We start from the raw sequence: 21,078 nt of genomic DNA, 5'->3' as shown, positions 1-21,078 counted from the left end.
CTATCGGCCCTCCAGTGTGTCAAACAGGGCATTGTTATGCCAGTCATCTGGAATTAGTTTAATCTCAGCGTCGATGTCGCGGAGACTCCGCATTGGACCATTTGCAAGCGCTTCTCCAGCGAATTCCGTCCGAGCACCCTCAAGCGTGGCCAGCAATCGATCCAGTTCTTTCTCTAGGTTTTCCTGGAACGTGTCTGGAAGCTCGCCACCGAGGTCGCGTCCGTAGGAGAGTTCCAGCAGATCCAGCACATCGTCTTTTCCGGAGATCTCGGTGGTACGGAATGTCTCATCTTCCTGAACCTCGTTATTCTTGATGGCTCGAGCAAACGGCCGAACGTTATCCGAGAACCAGAAGTACTCCCCGGTCTGGTACATCCACTCGTTGTAGAGCCAGCCAAAGAACATCCCAGCAATCGTTTTCTGGATGCTGTTCTGGCTCCAGCGGTTAACGGGTACGGGCTCGACGAGACGATCTAGGAACTCGTGATACTTGTTGAACATGTGATAGTGGCTCTGGTCACGCTCGCGACTCGGATTGAAACAAAGCAAGACAAGCCCTGGATGCTTCCGGCCTGCCCGGGAACTCGACTGAATATATTCGGCAGTCTGACGGGGCATCCCGAAGAAGACCATGTAATTGAAGCGGTCGACGTCAACCCCGTGACTGATCATGTTGGTGGCTGTAATCATATTCAACCGATCACGGAAGTCATCCGGAGGGTCCTCGAGATTGTCCAGAATATCCTCGACATCATCGAACAGGGTATCTCCGGTTAGTTCATCGGATAGCGGAGTCCGGAGCCCATCACCACGAAGATAGTCAGCCATCTGTCCATCAATCGACCGGACCAGTGGGTTCTTCTCTTTTTTGCTGATCGTGTACGCGAGACTGGTCTCGTAGAGCTTGAGAAGTTCCAAGAAGTCATCGTTCGAAGAGACGTCTTCGAGTCCCAGTTCGTCGATGAGCCAGTGTGGAGACGTTTCCTCGTTAATCTCCTCACGGAGGGATTCAATTTCGCGCGTGTAATGATACAGGAGATCAATGACGGCGTTGATATGGGTCTTCCCGTGCGGGAGGACACCACAGAACTGGCGACGGGTGGTATCCTCGGTCTTGGCGTAGAAGTTCTCGCCAAGGAAAGGACCTTCTGTCGGGAATCGCTCCGCTTTCCGGAGGTATAGTTGTTTGGTCTGTTTTTCGTATTCTTCGATGGTGGCTGTCGCTGCCACAACCTTTGTTCGTTGCAGGCCCTGCTTTTGCTGATAGGCGTCAACGAACGTTTCATAGTGGCCGTCGAAGGTCCCCAGAGACTCCTTGAGCAGGTGCAACTCGTCCTGAATCTGCATCGTCGGAGAAATATCCGTGGGAGTTCCAAACGGTGTCTCTGAGAGGGGTATCAGATGCTCATCTGGGTCATTTGTGCCCGCATTATCACTGTGACAGGCGTATTTCTCAGTACATTCCCCGAAACTGGCGAACCCATGGTCTGGGCACCAGTGTGTCATCTTGCCGCCGTAAAGGTGTGCAGACTTTCGCTCGTAGTTTACCGCCGCAATTTTGTCGATGGTTCCGACCACGAAGGTCGGCGCGTACCGATAGAGTTCGTTGTCGACAACATGGATTGGGAGTTCGTCACGGGCGAAGACCTGAAATTCACCATCAGTGTCGAGTGTCCGCTGTTGCCACTCGCAATTCTCTCGTTCGTTAGTACAGCAATGTGCAAGTCTGAAATCATCGGTGACCTCAACGGAGACTGTGGCATCGCAGAACGGGCATGAAGAGATTACCTTCGCCTGCTTGCGTTTATCTTCACTGTCACGGTACCGATTATACAACCGAATATACTCATCATCGCTCTGAGGGTTTTTCACATGGCTAGATAGTTTGTTTGGAGTGTTTGCAGAGCCAACGAGATATCCCAGACTGAACGACATCTTCTCCTCACCACAGAGTTCTGGCTCGGTAGTCCGCTCCACCTCTGCAAACATCAGAAGTTTCGCCAGCCGCTGTGTCTGCTGTAGTGAGAGTAGTCGGAGCGGAAATCTCGTCCAGGCAGATACACCATAGTTTTTTCCACGGAACCGATCAAAGAACGCACCAAACAGGCCAAGCCCGAGATAGGCTTCCGTTTTCCCACCACCAGTCGGGAACCAGACAATATCGACGAGGTCAAGCGCCTCCATCTCGTCACCACTGTAGTTCTCTGCTTCCTCTCCCTCGCGCCAGGTTACCTCGCTCCACCTGTCATACTCTCGACTGACAAGATCCGGAAGGACTCGAAGGATGAACACCAGCTGGAACGGGCGCCATCCCGGGAAATCTTGGGCCTTGGCGAAGGTCTGGTTCATCAGTTCGAACGAACGAACGACCTGTCCGTCCATGGCATCATCCTCGAGATCCGCTCGGAGACAGCTAATTGCTCGCTCTACGCGCAGTATTTCCCGCCGGAACGCTTCCCGATCCTCATCGAAATCTCGTCGATCGTCCTCCGTGAAATCGGGGTCAGGCTGGTAATGATCTGTCAGTGCTTGGTCATACCCACGATCCTGTGACTCCAGATAATCCCACATCTCATCTCGAAGCTGTACGAGCGCTTCCATCCCTCCTCCCTCAAGATCCTGAAGAGTTTCAAACGCGAGATCCAGGTCGCGGTCCATATCTTCGCCTGATCGTGGCACATATCGTTGCTGGCGATACGCAGGGAGATACTCAGTGCGGAGATGAGAGCGGTCATCTGGGTCAGGATACGAAAGGACACAGTTGGTGCCCCTGCCCGGCAAAGACCGATCATACCGAAAGTCATCCTCAAGCCGCTCAAACGTGAAATCGACGAACTCACCCTTTGGCAATGAAATATCCGCCGTCAGATCGAACAGGGTCGTATCAGCATCGGTCGTATAGTGCAGTTTCCCTTCTTCATCACGAGGTTCTCCGGTAGAGGCATTTTCGACGGTTAGAATCGACTTGATCTTGCCATTCTCTGTCCGACTGAATTCAATATCGACGGACAAATCCCAGTCAGGGAAGAGGCGTTCAGAATCCGGACCTGCCGTCATGCGATCGAGAAGAGCCTCATAGGCAGCCTGGTTTTCATCCTCGGTGTCGTGTTCAAGGATAGCTGATGGGAAGTACAGATCTCCGGTATACTCCTTCACGTCAATCTCCGTATTTGCTGGAGCCCCGGGCACTGAGTCCAGAGGTATACTGCGATTGATCAGCCTGTTAGATCTCCAGAGGTGCTTTTCATCGCTCTTATCGATAGCTTCGAGTTTCTCACGGATCGCTGTACGAAATTCTTCGATTACTAGGTCTGCTGTTTCTACCGGAGGCGACTGGCGCTGTTGCTCCTCGAGAGGGGGGACCGGGATAGAGATTGGATCCGTCTGGAATTCGTGCCGATGATAGACACGCTGAAAAAAGTCGTATTCGATATCTGCTTCGCCGACATCATCACCCGGTTCCTCGCTATCTGATTCGTCAGTTGTTGCGGTACTCTGAGCATCACCGGTCTGTTGGTCGAACGTTGGGAATGTACGATAGTATATGTTCCCGGAAATTACAACTTCGAGTTCGTCTGTAGTATCGGAATCGAGTAAAAATTCGGCCTGAATGGCTGAAGGGGAGAGTTTGCTTTCAAGTTCATCAGAAAGGTCACTGTATTCGGCATCTTCTGCCGGTGTCAATGTCCCGGAAAAGTAAGAGTCAGAGGGTTGGTCAACCAGAACTAGCGCGTCTTGGTCCTCGCGGGTACCGGTACCTGTTACGTGATCAAGCACTCGGCCGCCGAAGTACCGTGAGAGCCGGGCCTGATCGCGGTATGCTTCGTCGCCGATTGAGTTTCCTTCAGGGCTAAAGTGTGAAAATTCCGGGATACCGTCCGGGCCGGGGTCACCAGTCATATGCGTACGAAGTTATCATATCTGCAGATAAGAGTTATTTAAATAATACGACACCTTCGAAGTAGTTAAACATCAAAGAGTCGACCAAGCTCACGATTATTCACCTCGAACGTCTCGTCAGAGACATCCTCAACTCGCCGATACTCGATAGCATCCTGTACGTCACCAACGCGGATATTGAACTCTTCAAAGAGCCACGTGTCGCTGTCATCCGCTGAACCCGCACTGAACAGGATCTTGTCTAGATTACGCCCAACGCTCCGATGGAGTGTTCGAATCTCCTCAAGTGATGCCTCAATTTCTTGGGCCATCTCCTTGTAAATCTCGACGTCATAAATCTCTCCAAGAGCCTGGATCACTCTGTAATCATCAGGACCAATCGCTTCTTTAGTGATCCAGGCACGAACCGCATGATAGGTCCGGCTGGCTTCCGGAACGTTATTTTCGTCGGCATATGCCTGCAGCGCCTTGGCGATGTCAGCGTGGGATAGATTCTCTTCAGAAACGATCCGCTCGAGATTCGTTCGCCAGTACTCGAGCATCTTGCTGTACTGTTTGAATTCAGGAACCTCAGATCGGATTTTCTCCACAATATGTTCGAAAATGTCCCGCCTACTCTCGCGTTCTGTAATAAGAATCATGTCGTCTTCCTCGAGCGCAGAAGCTGCCTTCCGATGCCGGCGTTGCTTTCCAGAACGCTGCTCATTGAAGACCCACAGCAGCCCACTGGGTCGTTCATAGATATATGACCCGCCAGTCAGCGAAACCTTGACCGCCTGAACGGTCCCGTCTTCCGAAGAGGTTATGTTCTCTCGACCTTCGTTAACAGTCTCCTGTTCGGAACCATCATCGAAGGACTCTACAGCACCCCAGAGCCCGTCAGGGTCCGGTGAGAAGGATTCTGGATCCACTCCCGCATCATCCTTTATTTTCGAGTCGCTGACGCCAATACTCTTGGCTTTGTTTCCCCCGACACCCTGTTTGCGTGTCGTTGGAACCCCCCTATCATCGTTCTGCTCGTCACCACCATCCGCATTCCCTGTGGTCGATGTTTCTTCCTGATTTGGGTCAAACGGAATCGGTTCGTGGTTCTGTTCCGGGGGGTCCACAAAGTCGCCAAGATTGCTCTGTTTCACATCAAGCTGACCTGCTGTATGATACAGACTGGCAGGTCCGCATCGATGATCTGCCAGTCGCTGCAAGTAATCAAGCCAGTATTTTAGCCGATCAGTCTCCCAGTCATAGGCAAGATACGTCTGCTCTGGAGCAGCACCTGACATTACTGCCGGATGATGACTTTTCGAGGGGACGCCCGGAAAAAGCAGACGGTCGCCCATCGGAATTGTGTGGGTATTGTACAGTGAGTGGAATTCGATGCCTGCCTCATCGAGTTCGCTCCCGCGAATTCCTGCCTGTTCGGAGACGAAGGACCGGAGTAATGATGTCTGCCGGGTAGTTGCAGTCAGGACAACAAGTGATTCCTGACTTTCGACGGCGCCTCTCAGTTCATCTACTATCTCATCCACTTTTGGATTTCGGTCCAACAGCTGGCTTCGCATCTGGGATAATGCATCGCAGGCATCTTCCAGCATGTTACCGGCACCGGTGACATCGCTCTCGAGTGCCTGGTAGTTGTCCCTGAGGTTATCAATCATCTGGTCCAGTGCTGAACCGGAGCCCCATCCGCTTTCAAAAGCCATGATATCATCATGGAATTCCACCGAAGTCGGGAGCGTGCTCAGATAGGAATATGTGAAATGCAGGTCTCGCATTACCTGACTCACCGAACGGGGGAACGAATTGTGCTGGTGGCGCACATAGCTGGCCACTTTCTGAATTTTTCTGTATGCTTCAGTGGCAACAGGCTGAAGATCACTGTAGGTCAGTTCAGTAATCTCACGGTCGACACCGTTCATGATATTTTGAAGTACCGGAATAGAGATCTCAAAGGGTGAAGACTGGTTACAGGTTTTTTGCGTTACTTGGTCGGGATCAAATGAGGAATTCCCTGCCTGAATTCCGAGCAAGCTTGGCCCAGCCTCTGAAATCATTGAATGGCTGAATCCCCAGAAAAGGGTCTGTTCATCCACAGGGGCTTCAGCATTCTGTTCCTCGAGTCGGTCGAGATGTCTGTGGCAAGGAGTGTCAAAAATATATAACAGGGGGATGCCACGCTCCGCTGCGTGTTTCTGGTATTGTTCTATGACGCTGTAATCTTTCAGAAGCTTTGTAGTCAGATCGAGCACAATCCCCGAGAGGGGGAGACTTTCACTGGAAGGAAAGTTGCTGGCTATCTTTTTTCCGAGCGTTGTATGAACAATGGAGACTCCTCGATGATCGCCCTGCCAGTCCCGCGGTTTGTGGTGAGTGATATATGATATATTCTGGCCATCACCCGTTTTCACTAGAGGGGCAGTGAAATCGGCAACCGAGTTGACCGGCGCATTCGGAAGCGAGTCACCGATACCGACATCAAAATACTGCTCGCGAATTCCGGCGCCGGAACGATTACTAACGAAGAGGGTCGGCGGTGCATCATAACTCTGGTAGCCAACTGCAAGAAGGACCGTAAGCTGGAGATATGTCGGAGGAGAGGGATAAATAAGCGCTAAATCGCGGTCCTGTTTGTGCGCCATTCCTGCCGCAGCGACATAAGAACGATCCAGCCGAGTTAATGCAACTCGTTTATTGCCATAATGCAACCTGCCCATCTCGTCAGTTACAAGTATTGGAGCTGTGCTGTCGTCGACCTCCAGCACATCCCTGCCCTGTGGTGAGTCACCTGCCGGCATACTCTTCTAACGTAGATACCACTATCTTTGTAATATAAATATCTGGGGGAAAGAAACACCTACAGGTTACTATGTGGGCACCAGTAACGGAATCAATCTTGGGCAATGGGAGCATTCTCGGAGATGAATTACTGGCGATATCTCTGTAACGCTGGCACTCGTCCGGAGTGTCTGCGCCGCCAACTTGTCGGGGATGAAGACCAGCGACAGGTTCGCCGTGGTGACACAATTTTGCTTTATGATTACAGCGAAAACGAGATCTATGGGCCAATGACCGCCATTACAGCCAGTGAACAGAATCTTGTGGAGGACGCTTGGCGAGGCAAGTATCCATACCAGGTTCGGGTTGCCTGGGATGAACTCCATCGACTCACATCAAGCCGGTTCCCGCGGATTGAAACAAACGAGACACTCTCTCGGAGCGAGTTCGAGGAGATTGCCAAGGCTCTCCGTGAAGAGGGGGACCGGCTTATTCTCCCTGAATGGGGCTCACGGGCGGCAGCATACGCGGATGATACTATTACTGAACCGGACAACGCACAGATTACGGCCGCACGGAAGGAGCTCAAAACAGCGCTTGACAGCGAACCACCGGAGTCAATACCAGTAGATTACAATACTGTGGAACAGATCGCCCGTGAACGAGCGTTCCGAGAGGCCATTCGAGATGCATATGATGAACGCTGTGCAGTATGTGGGACCCGGCGGGAGACACCCGATGGGCGCCCAGAAGTGGAGGCGTCTCATATACGGCCCAAGTCGGAAGATGGACCCGATGATCTCAGGAATGGCATCGCCCTCTGTAAACTACATCACTGGGCATTCGACAATGGATGGTTCACTATCACTGATGACTACCGCATTTCGGTTACCGATTCGTCATCACGGGATGGATACACAGAGTTCGCTTCCCTTGATGGGAAACGCATAGAACTGCCAGATGACCACCGAATGCGGCCCGCAGTGAAATATCTTAACTGGAATACTTAACCCGCGAGAAAATACCAGTCAGTGCGATAAAGCCCTCACAAGAGCACAGAGTCGCTTCTGTAGGAGACTGTTGATACGTAGTCTTCCGACGGCCGCCTACAAACCCGTTCGAACCTTCTCTACTTGTTCAAATATTCTTCGATAGAGACCGAAATCGAAGGACAGCGCACTATCAACGGTGTGCTACACAAGGGCGTTATTCAGGTAATATCCATAATTGTGCTTCGGCATGGGAAATTGATTTGTCGAAGAGGATTCAACTGTGTAATAATGGTTGACCATGAGACCCTCAACAGCCTAGATGACTTATTTATGGAAACCGAGCACGATAAACTGCCAGTGGGATGGACTGGTGGTGAGGCAAAACACTCTGGCGGGGGTATCTGGATCCGCGAATTCACCAATGAGGACCGACAACTCCGTGTAACGTACGGACTTTCAGGCAACTCACCGGGTGTCGGTATTGATGACATCAAATGGGATGATGGGTATGAGATGTACATTCCGACAGATACTCTTGAAAGTGTAAGTAGTCCCGATAACGACGAAGAGAAATTTGCTGCCGCTATGGATCTTATGCAGCGGGCGAACAAAGGCGAATTTCAGTGACCTTGGTTACCTGAGGAGATTCATTTCGGACAAACTGCATTATCTATTCATAATACGGCAGGGGGAAGCACATATTCGCCTAAAACCGCTCATACTTACTAACTGCACCGTGGGCTGCACGCTCTTGAAAGACGTCGATATTTTCATTTATAATATCATGATGAGGATCCGCCTGGAGCTGTCGATTGGTTCCAGTATCTGATGATAACTGGATAGTTTCACCGACTCCGTGGAACCGGCGCCATCTTATATTGACGAAACAAACTCATTTATCAATTCTTTTTGCCGCGTTCGCAGATTATGCTGATCGGTAGAGTAAGTATATACCCATGTGCTGTCCTTTTGTTCGAAGACAGTGTGAGTTAGTAAGTCACCATATATCGTCAGCCTCCATTCATTACCTGCTTGTTCAACAACTGGTTTATTCGTATATAGCTCACAATCAGCCTTACTTGAAAGTCGGTTCAGAACAGCCACCAACATATGGCGCTTTTTTGAACTAAACGGAAATTGGTCTTTATGTACTGACTTTATAATATATTCTGGTGGAGTAGGTGGTGGCTGATCATCTTCAGTCTCTATAGACTGGTCAACCCGTGACTCATTGTGCATATACTGGAGTACTTTGTAAACCTCTACTCCCTGCTTGATCCTATTTTCAACGATTTTTGAATCTTGTTCTAATCGTTGTCTTAGACTATCTACAGCGGGCAAGTTTCGTTGCTTAATATAAGACTCAACATCTTCTTCTAAATCATAATCTTGATACTGAATTATTCTACCAACAAACAAATCTACAATCCCAAGTTCTCCAGCAGTAGCTTTGATGTCGTTGGCATGAAGACACGTATTCAGTCTCTCTTCGATATTTTCACTTGATTTATTTATCAAATTTGAATTTTTAATTATGTTTTCCGCCTCTCGACGACGGTCTTCCATTCGGTTTTCAAACTGTGCTATTATGTATTCAATTACGTCTATTTGCCCCTCTACGTCTTTGGCTCCGCTTGCCAATATTCCTTGGAGAATACCCCATATTAGCGGCTCTACGGGCGAATCAGTACTAGTTAACAGTCCCAAGACGCGACCTAATTCAAAGCCGAACTGAGCTTCGTTTGAAGAATCAATCGGGGACAGGATATTTTGCTTAGAAATTTTAATAGACCTTTGATCTACATCAATTAGTTCTCTCCATAGCTGATCCCATTCCTCGGAATCCAGAAATTCTTGATCAGAATAGTGAACTAGCATTATATCATCAACCAAGTCTTGGATTCGCTCAGGAAACTCTTTGATGCGGTTGTCTCTGATACGTTCTATCAACTTAGCCTCGTTGTACGATCCACACTCTCCATGTGCACAGTAGAGCCTATCTTGGCTGTTTAAAACGTATCGCCGGGGTTGGTTCCGCTCTGGATCAATCCACCAAGGATCTGTGTCCATGAAATGGTTTATAAACTCAGGTGGAAATATGCTTTTCTTAGGTTGATTTAAATAATCAACCAGAAAAGGGGGGTTCCTGCCGAGCATCCGTACATCACGACCACCTATGATTTAGTACGCGGATGATAGCGAAACCAGCTCAAACGAACGAAGTGTGCAAGACTAGCCCGTGGACAGTTCAGTCAAATTTCTTGACAGCGAATTCCCCCCCTTTATTAGCTCTGCCCAGTAGTAAAGGGGCAAATATGATATGGTCAGCCAAGGCTGGTCATATCATACCTGAGTATATCACTTCTGTACAGTGGTTAAAAAACGTTGCTGGAGATATTGAGATCGGTGATCTACTGAACTTAGTGAACGAAGAAGGCCGAAACCAGTGTGACTCGATGAGGGAGGTTCTCAAATCATACGTCACACATGCCACGTGTGCGCGGATCGAATCATACCTTGACCTTTCGCTGAGTGAAAGCAGCACGTCAGATCATATTGATCAATCTGGAAAACCACACATCCAGAATAAACTCAGTGCATTCCATCCCGGAAAAGCTAAAAATAGCGGACCTGAGTCCGAGGACCCTGGAGATGATCAAGATGGATCTGACGGTGAGAACGGAGTCATCTATGCTCGGAGGAGTGCAGACGATGACGCCGAGTCAAAAAGTCTTGAAGGCCAAATTGCTGATCTTGAGCAGGTAGCACAGGATCATGATGTCGTGCTGATTCGCGACCCAATTGTTGACGAAGGAGAAACCGGCACAGACTTCAATCGCCCTGGTATTCAGGAGGTCGCAGCTCTGGCCGAAATGGGTGAAATCTCACATCTCATAGTGGACGATATTAGCCGAATTGGCCGATCAGCACCAGAAACACTCGCTTTCATTGCTAACCTGAAGTCGGATCATGATGTAACTATCCTTACCCCCACTGGGCCCCTTGACATCTCTCAGTTGGAAGATCTCATACAGGCGACGATGCACTCGCTGGTCGCTCACATGTCTACACAATACCGAAGTCGCAGTTCACTACGGTCGAAAATCTCCAACTTTGTAGATGATAAAGACTGGGACTCATGGTATGATAAAGTCCCTATCGGATACAATCTCGCTGATGACGGGTGGTTAGAGGTGTGTAGTGAGGAAGTAGACGTAGTGGACGCGATGTTTGACCGATTCCTCAAAACCCATTCTTACGCTGAGACAGCTCGGTACCTCAACCGCAAATATGGAAACAAAATTGAAAATAACCTCACATATTACGGTGTCAAGCAAGCGATCCAGAATCGTATCTACGTTGGAGAGCCGTCAATTACTATTTATAGTGACAAGATAGACGACGAAGACCGAGTAGTTCGCGACTCGAATCTACAACTCCTTGGAGAAGAAAAATACCAGTCTGCGCAGGAAATCGTCGAAGAAATTGGTCGCACGTATTCAGATAGTGAGGAAAGCCCAGACACACTTGACCCTGATACGGCGGCATTCCGGTTCGGACTGTTCGCCGCAACTAGCACCTCGCCAGTTCTAAAAATACTCTGCCCGACCTGTGGTGAGCCAATGCGGTGCAACGGTCAGAGAGAGTTAGATGGTGACTGGTCAGCACACAACTACCAGTGCACTGATTCAGAATGTGCTACACAGCGGAAGTGGCCGTACCTCGATGAGTTCCGAGATATGAAGAGTAGGTCAGATCAAGGAGAGGAGCAGTCAGACTCAGATTCAGAGTCATCAGACGAATCTCAGAATACATAACCAACTCCAGTAGGCCATATCCTACAGTAATAATCAACAATCTCTCGACTAATCTCAATGAATATACCCGCTACACAGCCTGTAAGTCGATACGAGGGCCTTCAAACGGCTGCCAGTACATACCTTACAGCCTTAGAAGATACTGTACCTGAGACTACGTATTGGTCGCACAAGCAAGCAGTCAGGTCATTCGTTGACTGGGTCGATTCAGTACCACCCCACACTGAATTAGAGAGTCTTATCGCTCGCTTTGCTGGCAGGCTTACGGGAGCTCCGGACTACACAGATGAAACGGTGTACGGGTACCTGTGTTCACTGGTAAACCTCGTATCGTATATCCGATATGATGAACCCGAAATTGTCGCAATGCGAATTTCTGAGGAGCTCAGTGAAGAAACAAGCGTGGATGTATCCGGAATCTTTGAGCCTCTACAAGAGCAATCATCACGAAATGAAGACCAACTGTGTTCGTCGGAAGAGTCCATCTCTAAGTTACTAGTTTATCTTAAACAAAGCGCCTACGGGTCTCGGGTGCATGCATATGTTGAAACTATTCTTGGAGTAAAAGGCCGACCTAGCTTAGTCCAGAAATTAGATCTCGAAAATATAGACTTGGACAGAGGCACGGTTCAAATCGGGATATCAGAGACTTACCTCGTCGGTTCAACAAACCTTGTGGAAAGCCGTGAAGTCGATCTTCCCAAGCGAACCTATCACACACTGAAAGAGTACATCCGATTGAATCGAACTGCGGCTGATCAAGAGAATACGGAACCCCTATTCACCACACACCATGGTCGAGCTTCTCACTCAACACTACGTCGAGGAATAAAACAAGAAAGTCAAAAAATCAGCTCTGCCGTTCAGAGTTCTACAGAATCGGATACATTGACTACATCACCAGTCCGTCCAAGCGACATCTGGCGGTACGCCATATCAAAGGATTCTGAGTGATATCATGACAGAGACCTTGGCTGAAGCGCTGTCGGACATCAAAAACCCGGAGACTATCCATCAGATATTGACGGCGGATAGTACCAACATCGAACAAAACAGTCCTGCTCTGGATAGCACGGACCAACCCAACCTGACGGACCTGTATGACCGATTCTTGACTCGTCGTCAGGATAGGAGTCCATCTACGCGCTCTCAGTACAAGCGAACCATTCTCCACTTTATTGAGTTTGCCAAGGATAAAGAAGTTGCCCGACCGTCTGAAATCTCTACGGAACTCGTTGACTCATATATAGACCAACTACAGGGGAACTACGACGCGGATGCTACTATCCACACTTACACGAAGAACGTCCGGTCGTGGTTACAGTGGCTAAATAACCGGAATCTCTGTGACGAATCAGTCTATCGAATACTTGATAAGGAAGAAATTGGCCTGTCGCCGTCCGCTCGCGACGAGGCTATCCCAGCTGTGCGAGCTAATCAGCTACTACAGCATCTTCGAACAAAGAAACAAGGAACTAAAATTCATGCTCTTCCCGAATTGCTCTGGAACGCCGGTCCTCGCATAGGAGGAATTCACTCTGCCGATCTGAAGGACTTTGACCCAGAAAGCAGAGAACTCAGATTTCGACACAGGCCAGAAATGGGAACACGATTAAAAAATGGGGACAGAACAGATGGCACGTCTGGTGATGGTGAACGGAACGTAGAGTTGAGTAACCATGTCGTTGAGGCGCTCCAACTCTATATTGAGACGATCCGTCCCGACGTTACCGATAAGCACGGGCGTGAACCACTGTTTGCAACACAGTATGGGCGTGCATCACGGTCGACTCTCCGGCGCTGGGTGTACAGAGCTACCAGTTGCCGATGGCTTTCGGTTGAGACTGAAGACCAGGCATGTGATGGATCGTGCTGTCCCGACTCGGACGTTTGTCCTCATTCTTACTATCCACACGCTATTCGACGCGGTGCAATCGTTCATCATCTTAGCGGGGGGCTCCGACCTGATTTGGCCAGTGAGCGTTTTGATGTATCGACGAAGATCATCAGGAAGCACTACGACCCGCGGACCAAGCGGCAGCGAAAGGAAGATAGAGCCGAATCTGTGAGAAACGCTTGGGACGCGGATTGATACAATTAGTCTCCTTTTTATTCATCTGGCAGATACCGTCTTCGCTGCTCAACTTTTTCCTGCTCTGTGCGCTGGTCATAATGCCGGTCAAGTACGTTCATTCCGACATCCATCCGATCACTGACTACCCGTTCTGGGGTATCGGACTGCAAATGATATGTGATTGACCCTCGTCGAATCGGATGTGGGCTCAGTGCTGATGGACAGCCGTATGCATACTCAGTTGGTCGCGACTCACACGTTTCTATTTCTTTATTGTGTGGACACCTGTCTTCATACACGCACGGTCGGGTGAACTGGTAGGCGATTGATCGAGCTCGGTTACGACTGAGACGGCCACGACTGGTAGCAAACAGCGGTCTCCGATCAAATTCATCTATCTTTCCAGTGTGTTTGACTGAGAGCCAATCATCCAGCAGATCACAAAGGCCGTCGCTAAGTGCCACTAGGCGCTCACTATCTGTTTGGTTCTTCAGTGAAGTGCCCTCGTCGGGACGATGCACAAGCTTGAGGTACTGTTCGTCTGGATCGTAGTCCCCAATATCGAGTCCGACGGCAGCCCCGACACGGAGTCCAGTGTGCCAGAGCACTGCAAGTAAGGCGTGTTCCAGTGTTGCGTATTGGAATTGTTTGAGATGGCTGAGCACTTTCCTTGCTCGTTCATCTGGCAAGAATTCATCACGTGCATCTTTCGCTGTCGTTGTTGGTAGAATGATCTTTTCGTCAAGACCAGGTTCAACCGCGTCAATACTTTCACAGAATCTTAGAAATAGTCTCAGCGTCGCAAGTTGAGACTTCATTGTCGCGGTTGCCAAGTCATCCTCATTCCGTCTCTTGACGCGGAACCGATGGATGTCTCTTCCAGAGATTTCGTTCATGTTATCGATACCGTCCTTGTTACACCATTGAACGAACTGTTTCAGTCGGTATTCATGAGACTGAAGTGTCGCGCTCGCAACTTCGCGACGACGTTCATCCAAATACATTTCTTTCGCTTTCGGTGGATCGAGGGGGTCGAGATTCTCTGTCATTGTGCGAACAAGGCTCGCCCATAGCCTCGCTTAATCTGGATTTTCGTTGACCGATGAAGACAAGGCAATGTGCATGAGCCTTCATTCTCACCGGCCTCCTGACATGACCTAATCAATCACACGTTGATAATCAAGTGACCGATACAGAGTATAGGTCCATCAGACATGGTGGGTTTAATTCAATGGCTATTGTCTGAACCATCTGTCACGTCAAAGAGGGCGGCTTACTGTTCTATGTTTTATTATAAATTAATCGCCTCGTTTAGAAAGAATCCACAGCGTATCATATTGGAGAAAATCGGCAAACCTCATCTAGCTATCACGCATGTTTTTCATAGTGTCAAGACATGTTCGGAACTATGAGTCAGGAGGACCGATCTACTGTGTTTATTGATACAGAAGGGCCGGATGAGGAAGCTATAGAGTTGGGGTTGGCATGGGTGCTCCAGCTTGGTGAGCAAAATAAAGGGAAGCAGAATGCTATCTTGGCTTTGAATACGAAAAGCCAGCTGGAAGGCGTGTTCTCCGACGTGGTTGGGGAGTCGGCTGCAAATTCGTTGAGTCAAAAGCAGCCGGTTCAGGTGGGGGAGGCTGAACTGCAATTGATGACGAAACGGATCGATCCGTCCGGTTGGCAACGGGGTCCCGTGCTCGCACTCTACCCCGGTGAGGACTTGCTGAACAAAATCGACAGTATGCGTGGCGTGACCGATGTGCTCGTCATACCTTGGTCGAAGGACACTGTCCAATTCTGGATCGATACCTGGGGTGCGTCCGCACTCCAATCAGATGCAAGCGGTGACCAGCCGGAAATCGATGACCCGGTCGCCAAGGAAGCTGTCGACACGCTTGATGCGTTGGTCAATACCTCAAACGGGATCACGCACTCGTCGGACCGTTCGTCCTGTATCGAGATCTTCAAAACGCTTCACAGCAACCGAATCAGCTTCGACCCTGAGACAGTCAGAGCTTGGTTAGTCACTGAAAAGGGATGGGATCCGGATTATGCTGATGATGTCAAGGAGATTGCCGAAAGCATCCAGGCGGGTAAACGCTTTCAGTACGATCGAGGCGGCTTAGCTGATGACATCTTCGACCAGTGGCAAGAACAAGCGGACAACGACTAACCTCACACTGAGCACCTCTCGTTAGAGTTCAGAGATTAGTTCAAGTGCCTCTTCAACTTCGGAGCGTTTGTCTTCGCTCTCTATTCCCCACTTGAGTACGCGCCGCATCATCGTTTCATCAATCTCGCTAAACGTGGTGTTATGGAGTTCAATCATCGCATCAGCAAGCAACTTCGCAACGACTTCGTGAGCTTCAGCTATCTTTTTCCACCCAGGGTCGTGCACCCAGTTATTCCGCGTCTCCCAGATATCGTCGGCAATCTGGATAATCACAGGATCAACCTTGTCATCTGTGACAACCCGGAGTCCGAATAGCGCCTTTTCTACAACCGATTCTTTGTTTTGCCTTTCAGCAAGAGTCAACTCCTCTAACACCCGCCAAAAGCTGAAAAATGAGTGTATATGATCGCTGGCGATTAGGCCATCTTGGTATCCGAGGAGAGCGTTATGAAGGCGGGGCTGCGAATCTGAGGTCCAATCAAACGAGCGGTGGCTCTCATACCGGTCCTCAATCGTGCTGTAATCTACCTCGACCGGTTCTAAATCGATGTCATAGTACAGATTGCACCCCTGAAACCCACGGTCTGTGCCAACTGTGGCTTCCGTTCTGTCATCTTCCCAAAGAACAGCGAATGGTTTTTGGATAACGGTCCATCGCGCATCTATCCCGGTATGTCCCGGCAACGTCCCCTCTCGGCGATCGAATGTATCCCCGCTGAGATAGTTCCGGCTATGATTGATTTTCGCGGAGAGAAGCTTGAATGCCGATGAGAAGTATGAAAAAGCATACGATGGGCTCTTCGCAGAGATGGTTGTTTTCCAGTAATCAAAATCTGTCTCCTCTGTTTTCCGCTTGATTTGCCCGGCATCAAAGGCATCTGGATCCGCCTGTAATTCATCGAGTTTCTCCGACCATTCGGAGTCAGGTGCCCGTTCGATGGAAAGATCATAGACCTCGAAGGATCCGGGATCGTTCTGCCAAGAGATCTGCCAAGGAAACCAGACAGTGAACGTGATTTCGTCGCTCCTCCCGATGTCGGCCTTGATCCGATTGATCTTACTTTCAAACACCTCAACCAAGCCGTCGTCATCAACTGTCTCATCGACTGGATAGAATTCATCTCCAGATTCTTTGGGAGTGGCCAGCTCCAGAGCTACGGCCATCAAATCCTGATGCAGATCGCCCGCAGTGACGCCAAGCTGATGGATATCAAAATATTCCTCTATCACTTTGCGAAGCGCATACTCGTATTGTAATCTGTCCTCTGTATCCCGTCGGTAATCTAAGTCGCCGTTTTCATCTTGGCTCGGGATCGCCCCACAGTTCTCGACCAAGTACTCAATCAGTTCTTCCTTCTGTGCCTGATCCATCGTTAATAGATACTCCACCGATTCTTATAGAGCCTTATATCGTAGAATCCGCTACCTGGAGTATACTCCTTTGTAGCTCCCGATAGAAACGTAAAGATCAAAAATGACTCCGAAAAGCTCTGGCTCCGGTCGTGGCTGCCGGTCTCCAACTGGTCAGCCGGAAGCGGGGGTAGGGTGAAGGGGCTTGGGTGTATGGCTGGTCCTTGTATCTACCATCTTCACTGGCGGTCAAGTTACGGGCGTGCGAGACTTGCGTGCTGTATCTTGCACACAAGTCTTGACAAGAGTTGGATAAATATAGCGTGGTAATCTTGGGAACACACGCTTGAAGATATACAAATATCCTTCACACGACGTCAATATATTAATTACAATTCTCCGTACTGATTTCATCCGCATCAATTTCTCCCTCAAGAAACCGCTCACCAAGATCTGTAAGCCTGTAATTCGTTGCATCTACTCGTTGTAAGAGACCAGCATTCGCTAATTTCCGACACCGACGAGAAATGTATTCTCCAGTGTAATCGATATTTGCTGCAATGACTGACGGGGAAGCGATAATATCTTTCTCCAGTAGGAACTCCATGACTCTCTCATCTGCTTGTGTCATCCACTCAATGCGGGGCCGCATTATCGCATGATGGTGTTCCAATGGACCTAACAGCCCGACAAAATATGTCTGTAGATCGACTCTGATGATTTTTAGGCACAGTTTTTTGTGGTTTCCTGTCTGATATTCTCTATGAGTGTCAAACAGATAATGGGTACTTCACCTGTGCTTGACTCGCCAAACTGGGTTCAAATCACTCATGCCAAATCGAAATAACGATACACCAATATCAGTCCTGTATCATGCGCTTCGTGCTCCGCGTCGTCGGCTGGCGATTCAGACCTTGGAAGAGAGTGATACCAATGACGTTTCGACCCGAGAGCTGGCGCGGACTATAACCAGTAAAGAACACGGTATTCCTTTTGACCGTGCAACCGGTGAACCGTATCGGAACGTGTACAATGCACTCACACAGACGCATTTACCAACATTGGCTGACGCCAATATCGTAATCTATGACTCAAAGCGGCAGACCGTCTCTCGTGGTGATAATTTTCTCATTGCAGTCCTGCTTTTATCCATAGACTCAGCAGCTATAGATGCCATACAAAACGACGAGTAGAGTATTCTGTTTGACAATCACCGATTGAGTAAATCCCCTCTTGTCTTTGGTTCATATATGTCTGAGGATGACACTGCTGCTTCGAAGAGTCCATCAGATTCTGAAGCAGAGGTTTGTCTCAACTGTGGAGCGGCCAACTTGGAAAGTGGTCCACTCAATCTGGGTTCTGTGTGTAAATCCTGTGGCGCTGTCGGCGAATTTGAGTCCGAACCTCAGGAAGTTGAGAATCAAGCAACGAGTCAAAAGGAGCAACCAAGTTGGTCGGAACATTACACCGTCAAAAATAGCACCGAACAGCAGGTTGCTACGGCTTTAGAGGCCTTAGAAGAGCTATCTGATGAACTTGGAATATCCGATGAAGTTCGTATACGCGCAGCTGAAATCTATGGACAAGCTGCAATTGAAAAAACTACAGATGGACGGCCGACAGAAACCGTCGTTGTAGCTGCAATCATAATCGCTTCTCGGGAATTTCAGGCTCCCTTCCCCATTGGGAGAATCGCCGATATTACCGACACTGAGGTAAGGGATATCAAGCACGCTCTCAGCAGAGTGAAGAACGATTTGTATCTACACACGTACTGTCCGCCAGAAGCCTATCTGAGTAAACTGACTACGCCACTCGTGATTAGCGACTCAACTATAAAGATTGCTCAAAATATACTTGATGAGCTCTCAGGAGACAAAATCGGTGGAAAGCATCCCGCCGCAGTTGCGGGGGCTGCATTGTACGTCGCAGCTGATGGACAGATCACTCAGCGTGATGTTGCCCGGGTATGTGGTGTAACGAAAGAGACCATCCGTCTACGAGTGAAAGAGTGTCGGCAAATGCATCAATCGAAATCGGATTCGGGAGCTTGAGACATGTATGAAAACCGATCTTCGAATATCCACATCGGGTAGAAAGAATTCAGGAGACGGGACATCAGAGGAGCGAGCAGCAATATATGCTCGAACCTCCTCGACGAGCCAGAAGTTTGGCTATTCAATAGACGAGCAGGTCAGGCAGTGTGCAGAGCGTTGTCAGATGATGGGTTGGTCAGTTGCTTTTGTTTATAAGGATGAGGCTGTAAGCGGGAAAGATACTGACCGGCCAATGTTTCAGGAGATGTTGTCGAAAGCGGAGGCTGGGCTCTTTGATATCTTGGTCTTCTGGAAGCTGGATCGATTCTCTCGGAGTATTATGCACGCAGTCAATCTGGAAAAACAGTTTCGTGAGTGGGATGTCGCGCTCTATAGCGCAACCGAGCAGATCGACACAACAACTCCAGCGGGCAGATTTAATTTCCGTAATATCGCAAATGCCGCTGAGTTCGAGCGTGATATGATTAAACAACGTACGCAGATGGGACATGCAGCACGTGCACTTGAACACAAATGGCCCAACAAGACAGCCCCATTAGGGTATGTGAAAACCGAGAATGGACGGTTGTCCGTACACCCGAAAGAAGCAGGGTTAGTGCGTCTCATCTTCTCAGAATATGTTGAGCAACGATCGATGCCCTCGGTTGCAGAGAGCCTCAACGACCAACAAAGGTTGACCAAGAAAGGTAACGACTGGACAGCCGATGCCGTAGGGAAGATCCTCCGAAATAGAATTTATATTGGCGAATACTCTGTCGGGGAGGTTGAATCGACGGTGAAAGAATATCAAATATTGAGCCAAGAGTTGTTTGAAAAAGTTACAGAGATACGGATGCGGTTCAAGAAAGTCACAGACTCGACTCGATCGGAAATGGATCAAGAACGAAAAGAACAACGAGTAGAGGAGGTAACGGCGCAGTATTCTGACTTTCGCAAATCCTCAGAAACTAAGTAACATTGGACAGATTGAGTGAAACTTCCGCTGAACATCGCAATCAACCATCCGCTGTGTCATATTGGTATTTATAAATATTATTTGTATTTCACTTGATTACTAATGAACTTAAATTGAGTAATCAATATTGTATTTAAATCTAATCTATTTAATTATACTCTCTATGCCCAATCAAGCGAACGTTCGACAGCGTCGTCCCAACGACTGTACAGCTTGTCCGCTTTAAAGCTGGCCATCTCGGGGCTGAACTCGCGGTCGATCTGCCAGTTGTCCTGCAGTTCGTCGACGGTGTCCCAGTAACCGACGGCGAGGCCGGCGGCGTAGGCCGAGCCCAGGGCCGTCATCACGCGAATGATCGAGCCGACTCCAGCGTCCGAGATTGCCGAGAAAGCGAGAGCGAGCCAGCCGGTGGTCCGTGACGAACTCACCGAGCTCACCGAGATCGGACTCGTCGAGAAGATAGACGGTGGACAGGGGGCGCTATACAAGCGCAACGACCAGATGTACATCTATCAGGAGGTTCTGAAACTGTACGACGAATACTCCGAAGACGAACTCGTCGAGGCACTACAAGATCTAAAACAAACAGTCAGAGAAATCAGAGCGAAGCACGGTGTCGAGTCGCCCGCAGAGCTCGCCCAGCAACTCGACCCAGACGATCAGGAGGGCTGGGAGGACCACACGACGTGGCAGAGCGCCCAAAAAACCTCTATCTAGCGAAGGCAGCAATCAGCTTCTACGACGCCGAAAAAGTAATCGTCTGAGCGATGTCGTATCTCACCGGGAACACGGGGCCGATCGATTACGGGGCATTCCAGCGGATTCGCGACATCTTTCTCAAGAACGAACCGCTGGTGACCCATCATGATCTCAGCGGTTGACTTGACCCACAGCCCGAACTGAATATTACCGTCGGTGAGGGCTTTGGTTCCAGTCCGTCCGGTCGATTTGATATCGTCTGGACCGAGCGGGACTGCTATAATT

At 49.3% G+C, this 21,078-nt stretch carries 15 protein-coding genes and 1 pseudogene; 9 read left to right on the top strand and 7 right to left on the bottom strand.

Annotated features, from left to right (window positions below; translation table 11 throughout):
• Window positions 1-3,900: a helicase-related protein gene (locus tag ACNO8S_RS13605; protein ID WP_420182094.1), complete on the bottom strand. Its 3,900-nt coding sequence runs from the start codon at window positions 3,898-3,900 to the stop codon at window positions 1-3.
• Window positions 3,901-3,965: 65 nt separating this feature from the next.
• On the bottom strand, window positions 3,966-6,692 hold the full coding sequence (locus ACNO8S_RS13600) for a DrmE family protein (RefSeq protein ID WP_420182093.1): 2,727 nt from the start codon (window positions 6,690-6,692) through the stop codon (window positions 3,966-3,968).
• 270 nt (window positions 6,693-6,962) lie between these two features.
• Here ACNO8S_RS13600 and ACNO8S_RS13595 point away from each other — a divergent pair, with 270 nt between their 5' ends.
• Both ACNO8S_RS13595 and ACNO8S_RS13590 read left to right on the top strand, forming a co-directional pair.
• Entirely contained in the window at window positions 6,963-7,682 is a 720-nt protein-coding gene (locus ACNO8S_RS13595; RefSeq protein WP_420182092.1) for an HNH endonuclease, read from the top strand.
• 270 nt (window positions 7,683-7,952) lie between these two features.
• Window positions 7,953-8,291: a hypothetical protein gene (locus ACNO8S_RS13590; RefSeq protein WP_420182091.1), complete on the top strand. Its 339-nt coding sequence runs from the start codon at window positions 7,953-7,955 to the stop codon at window positions 8,289-8,291.
• Between the two features lie 246 nt (window positions 8,292-8,537).
• Here ACNO8S_RS13590 and ACNO8S_RS13585 read toward each other — a convergent pair whose 3' ends face one another.
• Window positions 8,538-9,734 (bottom strand): hypothetical protein, encoded by a 1,197-nt coding sequence (locus tag ACNO8S_RS13585; protein WP_420182090.1) that lies wholly within the window; start codon window positions 9,732-9,734, stop codon window positions 8,538-8,540.
• Window positions 9,735-9,979: 245 nt separating this feature from the next.
• Between ACNO8S_RS13585 and ACNO8S_RS13580 the strand changes: the two genes are divergently transcribed.
• Both ACNO8S_RS13580 and ACNO8S_RS13575 read left to right on the top strand, forming a co-directional pair.
• The gene (locus ACNO8S_RS13580; RefSeq protein WP_420182089.1) at window positions 9,980-11,482 is read left to right on the top strand and encodes a recombinase family protein; all 1,503 of its coding nucleotides are present in this window, start codon (window positions 9,980-9,982) and stop codon (window positions 11,480-11,482) included.
• A gap of 958 nt (window positions 11,483-12,440) precedes the next feature.
• A complete protein-coding gene (locus ACNO8S_RS13575) occupies window positions 12,441-13,574 on the top strand; it encodes a tyrosine-type recombinase/integrase (protein ID WP_420182088.1) in 1,134 nt (377 codons plus the stop codon).
• Between the two features lie 17 nt (window positions 13,575-13,591).
• On the opposite strand, the gene ACNO8S_RS13570 is transcribed toward ACNO8S_RS13575, so the two are convergent.
• The gene (locus tag ACNO8S_RS13570) at window positions 13,592-14,605 is read right to left on the bottom strand and encodes a tyrosine-type recombinase/integrase (RefSeq protein ID WP_420182087.1); all 1,014 of its coding nucleotides are present in this window, start codon (window positions 14,603-14,605) and stop codon (window positions 13,592-13,594) included.
• A 359-nt stretch (window positions 14,606-14,964) separates the two neighbouring features.
• Between ACNO8S_RS13570 and ACNO8S_RS13565 the strand changes: the two genes are divergently transcribed.
• Window positions 14,965-15,732: a DUF1889 family protein gene (locus tag ACNO8S_RS13565; protein ID WP_420182086.1), complete on the top strand. Its 768-nt coding sequence runs from the start codon at window positions 14,965-14,967 to the stop codon at window positions 15,730-15,732.
• A gap of 21 nt (window positions 15,733-15,753) precedes the next feature.
• Here ACNO8S_RS13565 and ACNO8S_RS13560 read toward each other — a convergent pair whose 3' ends face one another.
• On the bottom strand, window positions 15,754-17,103 hold the full coding sequence (locus tag ACNO8S_RS13560) for a hypothetical protein (protein ID WP_420182085.1): 1,350 nt from the start codon (window positions 17,101-17,103) through the stop codon (window positions 15,754-15,756).
• Window positions 17,104-17,467: 364 nt separating this feature from the next.
• Window positions 17,468-17,734: a MarR family transcriptional regulator gene (locus tag ACNO8S_RS13555; RefSeq protein WP_420182084.1), complete on the bottom strand. Its 267-nt coding sequence runs from the start codon at window positions 17,732-17,734 to the stop codon at window positions 17,468-17,470.
• A 178-nt stretch (window positions 17,735-17,912) separates the two neighbouring features.
• Here ACNO8S_RS13555 and ACNO8S_RS13550 point away from each other — a divergent pair, with 178 nt between their 5' ends.
• The 3 genes from ACNO8S_RS13550 to ACNO8S_RS13540 are packed head-to-tail and all read left to right on the top strand — an operon-like array spanning window position 17,913 to window position 20,094.
• The gene (locus ACNO8S_RS13550; RefSeq protein WP_420182083.1) at window positions 17,913-18,275 is read left to right on the top strand and encodes a DUF7344 domain-containing protein; all 363 of its coding nucleotides are present in this window, start codon (window positions 17,913-17,915) and stop codon (window positions 18,273-18,275) included.
• 57 nt (window positions 18,276-18,332) lie between these two features.
• On the top strand, window positions 18,333-19,136 hold the full coding sequence (locus tag ACNO8S_RS13545; protein ID WP_420182082.1) for a hypothetical protein: 804 nt from the start codon (window positions 18,333-18,335) through the stop codon (window positions 19,134-19,136).
• Between the two features lie 7 nt (window positions 19,137-19,143).
• Window positions 19,144-20,094 carry a recombinase family protein gene (locus ACNO8S_RS13540; protein ID WP_420182081.1) on the top strand — a complete coding sequence of 317 codons (951 nt, stop codon included), beginning with the start codon at window positions 19,144-19,146 and terminating at the stop codon, window positions 20,092-20,094.
• Between the two features lie 161 nt (window positions 20,095-20,255).
• On the opposite strand, the pseudogene ACNO8S_RS13535 reads toward ACNO8S_RS13540, so the two are convergent.
• Window positions 20,256-20,435, bottom strand: a pseudogene (locus ACNO8S_RS13535) (glycerol kinase); the annotation flags it as partial.
• Window positions 20,436-20,445: 10 nt separating this feature from the next.
• Between ACNO8S_RS13535 and ACNO8S_RS13530 the strand changes: the two are divergent.
• Window positions 20,446-20,811: a DUF7342 family protein gene (locus ACNO8S_RS13530; RefSeq protein ID WP_420182080.1), complete on the top strand. Its 366-nt coding sequence runs from the start codon at window positions 20,446-20,448 to the stop codon at window positions 20,809-20,811.
• The last annotated feature ends 267 nt before the right edge of the window (window positions 20,812-21,078 follow it).

Origin of the sequence: Haloarcula sp. KBTZ06 (assembly GCF_048595605.1) — an archaeon.
Taxonomy (GTDB): domain Archaea; phylum Halobacteriota; class Halobacteria; order Halobacteriales; family Haloarculaceae; genus Haloarcula; species Haloarcula hispanica.
The sequence above is the reverse complement of the archived record's forward strand: the minus strand, read 5'-3'. Positions and strand labels throughout refer to the sequence as shown.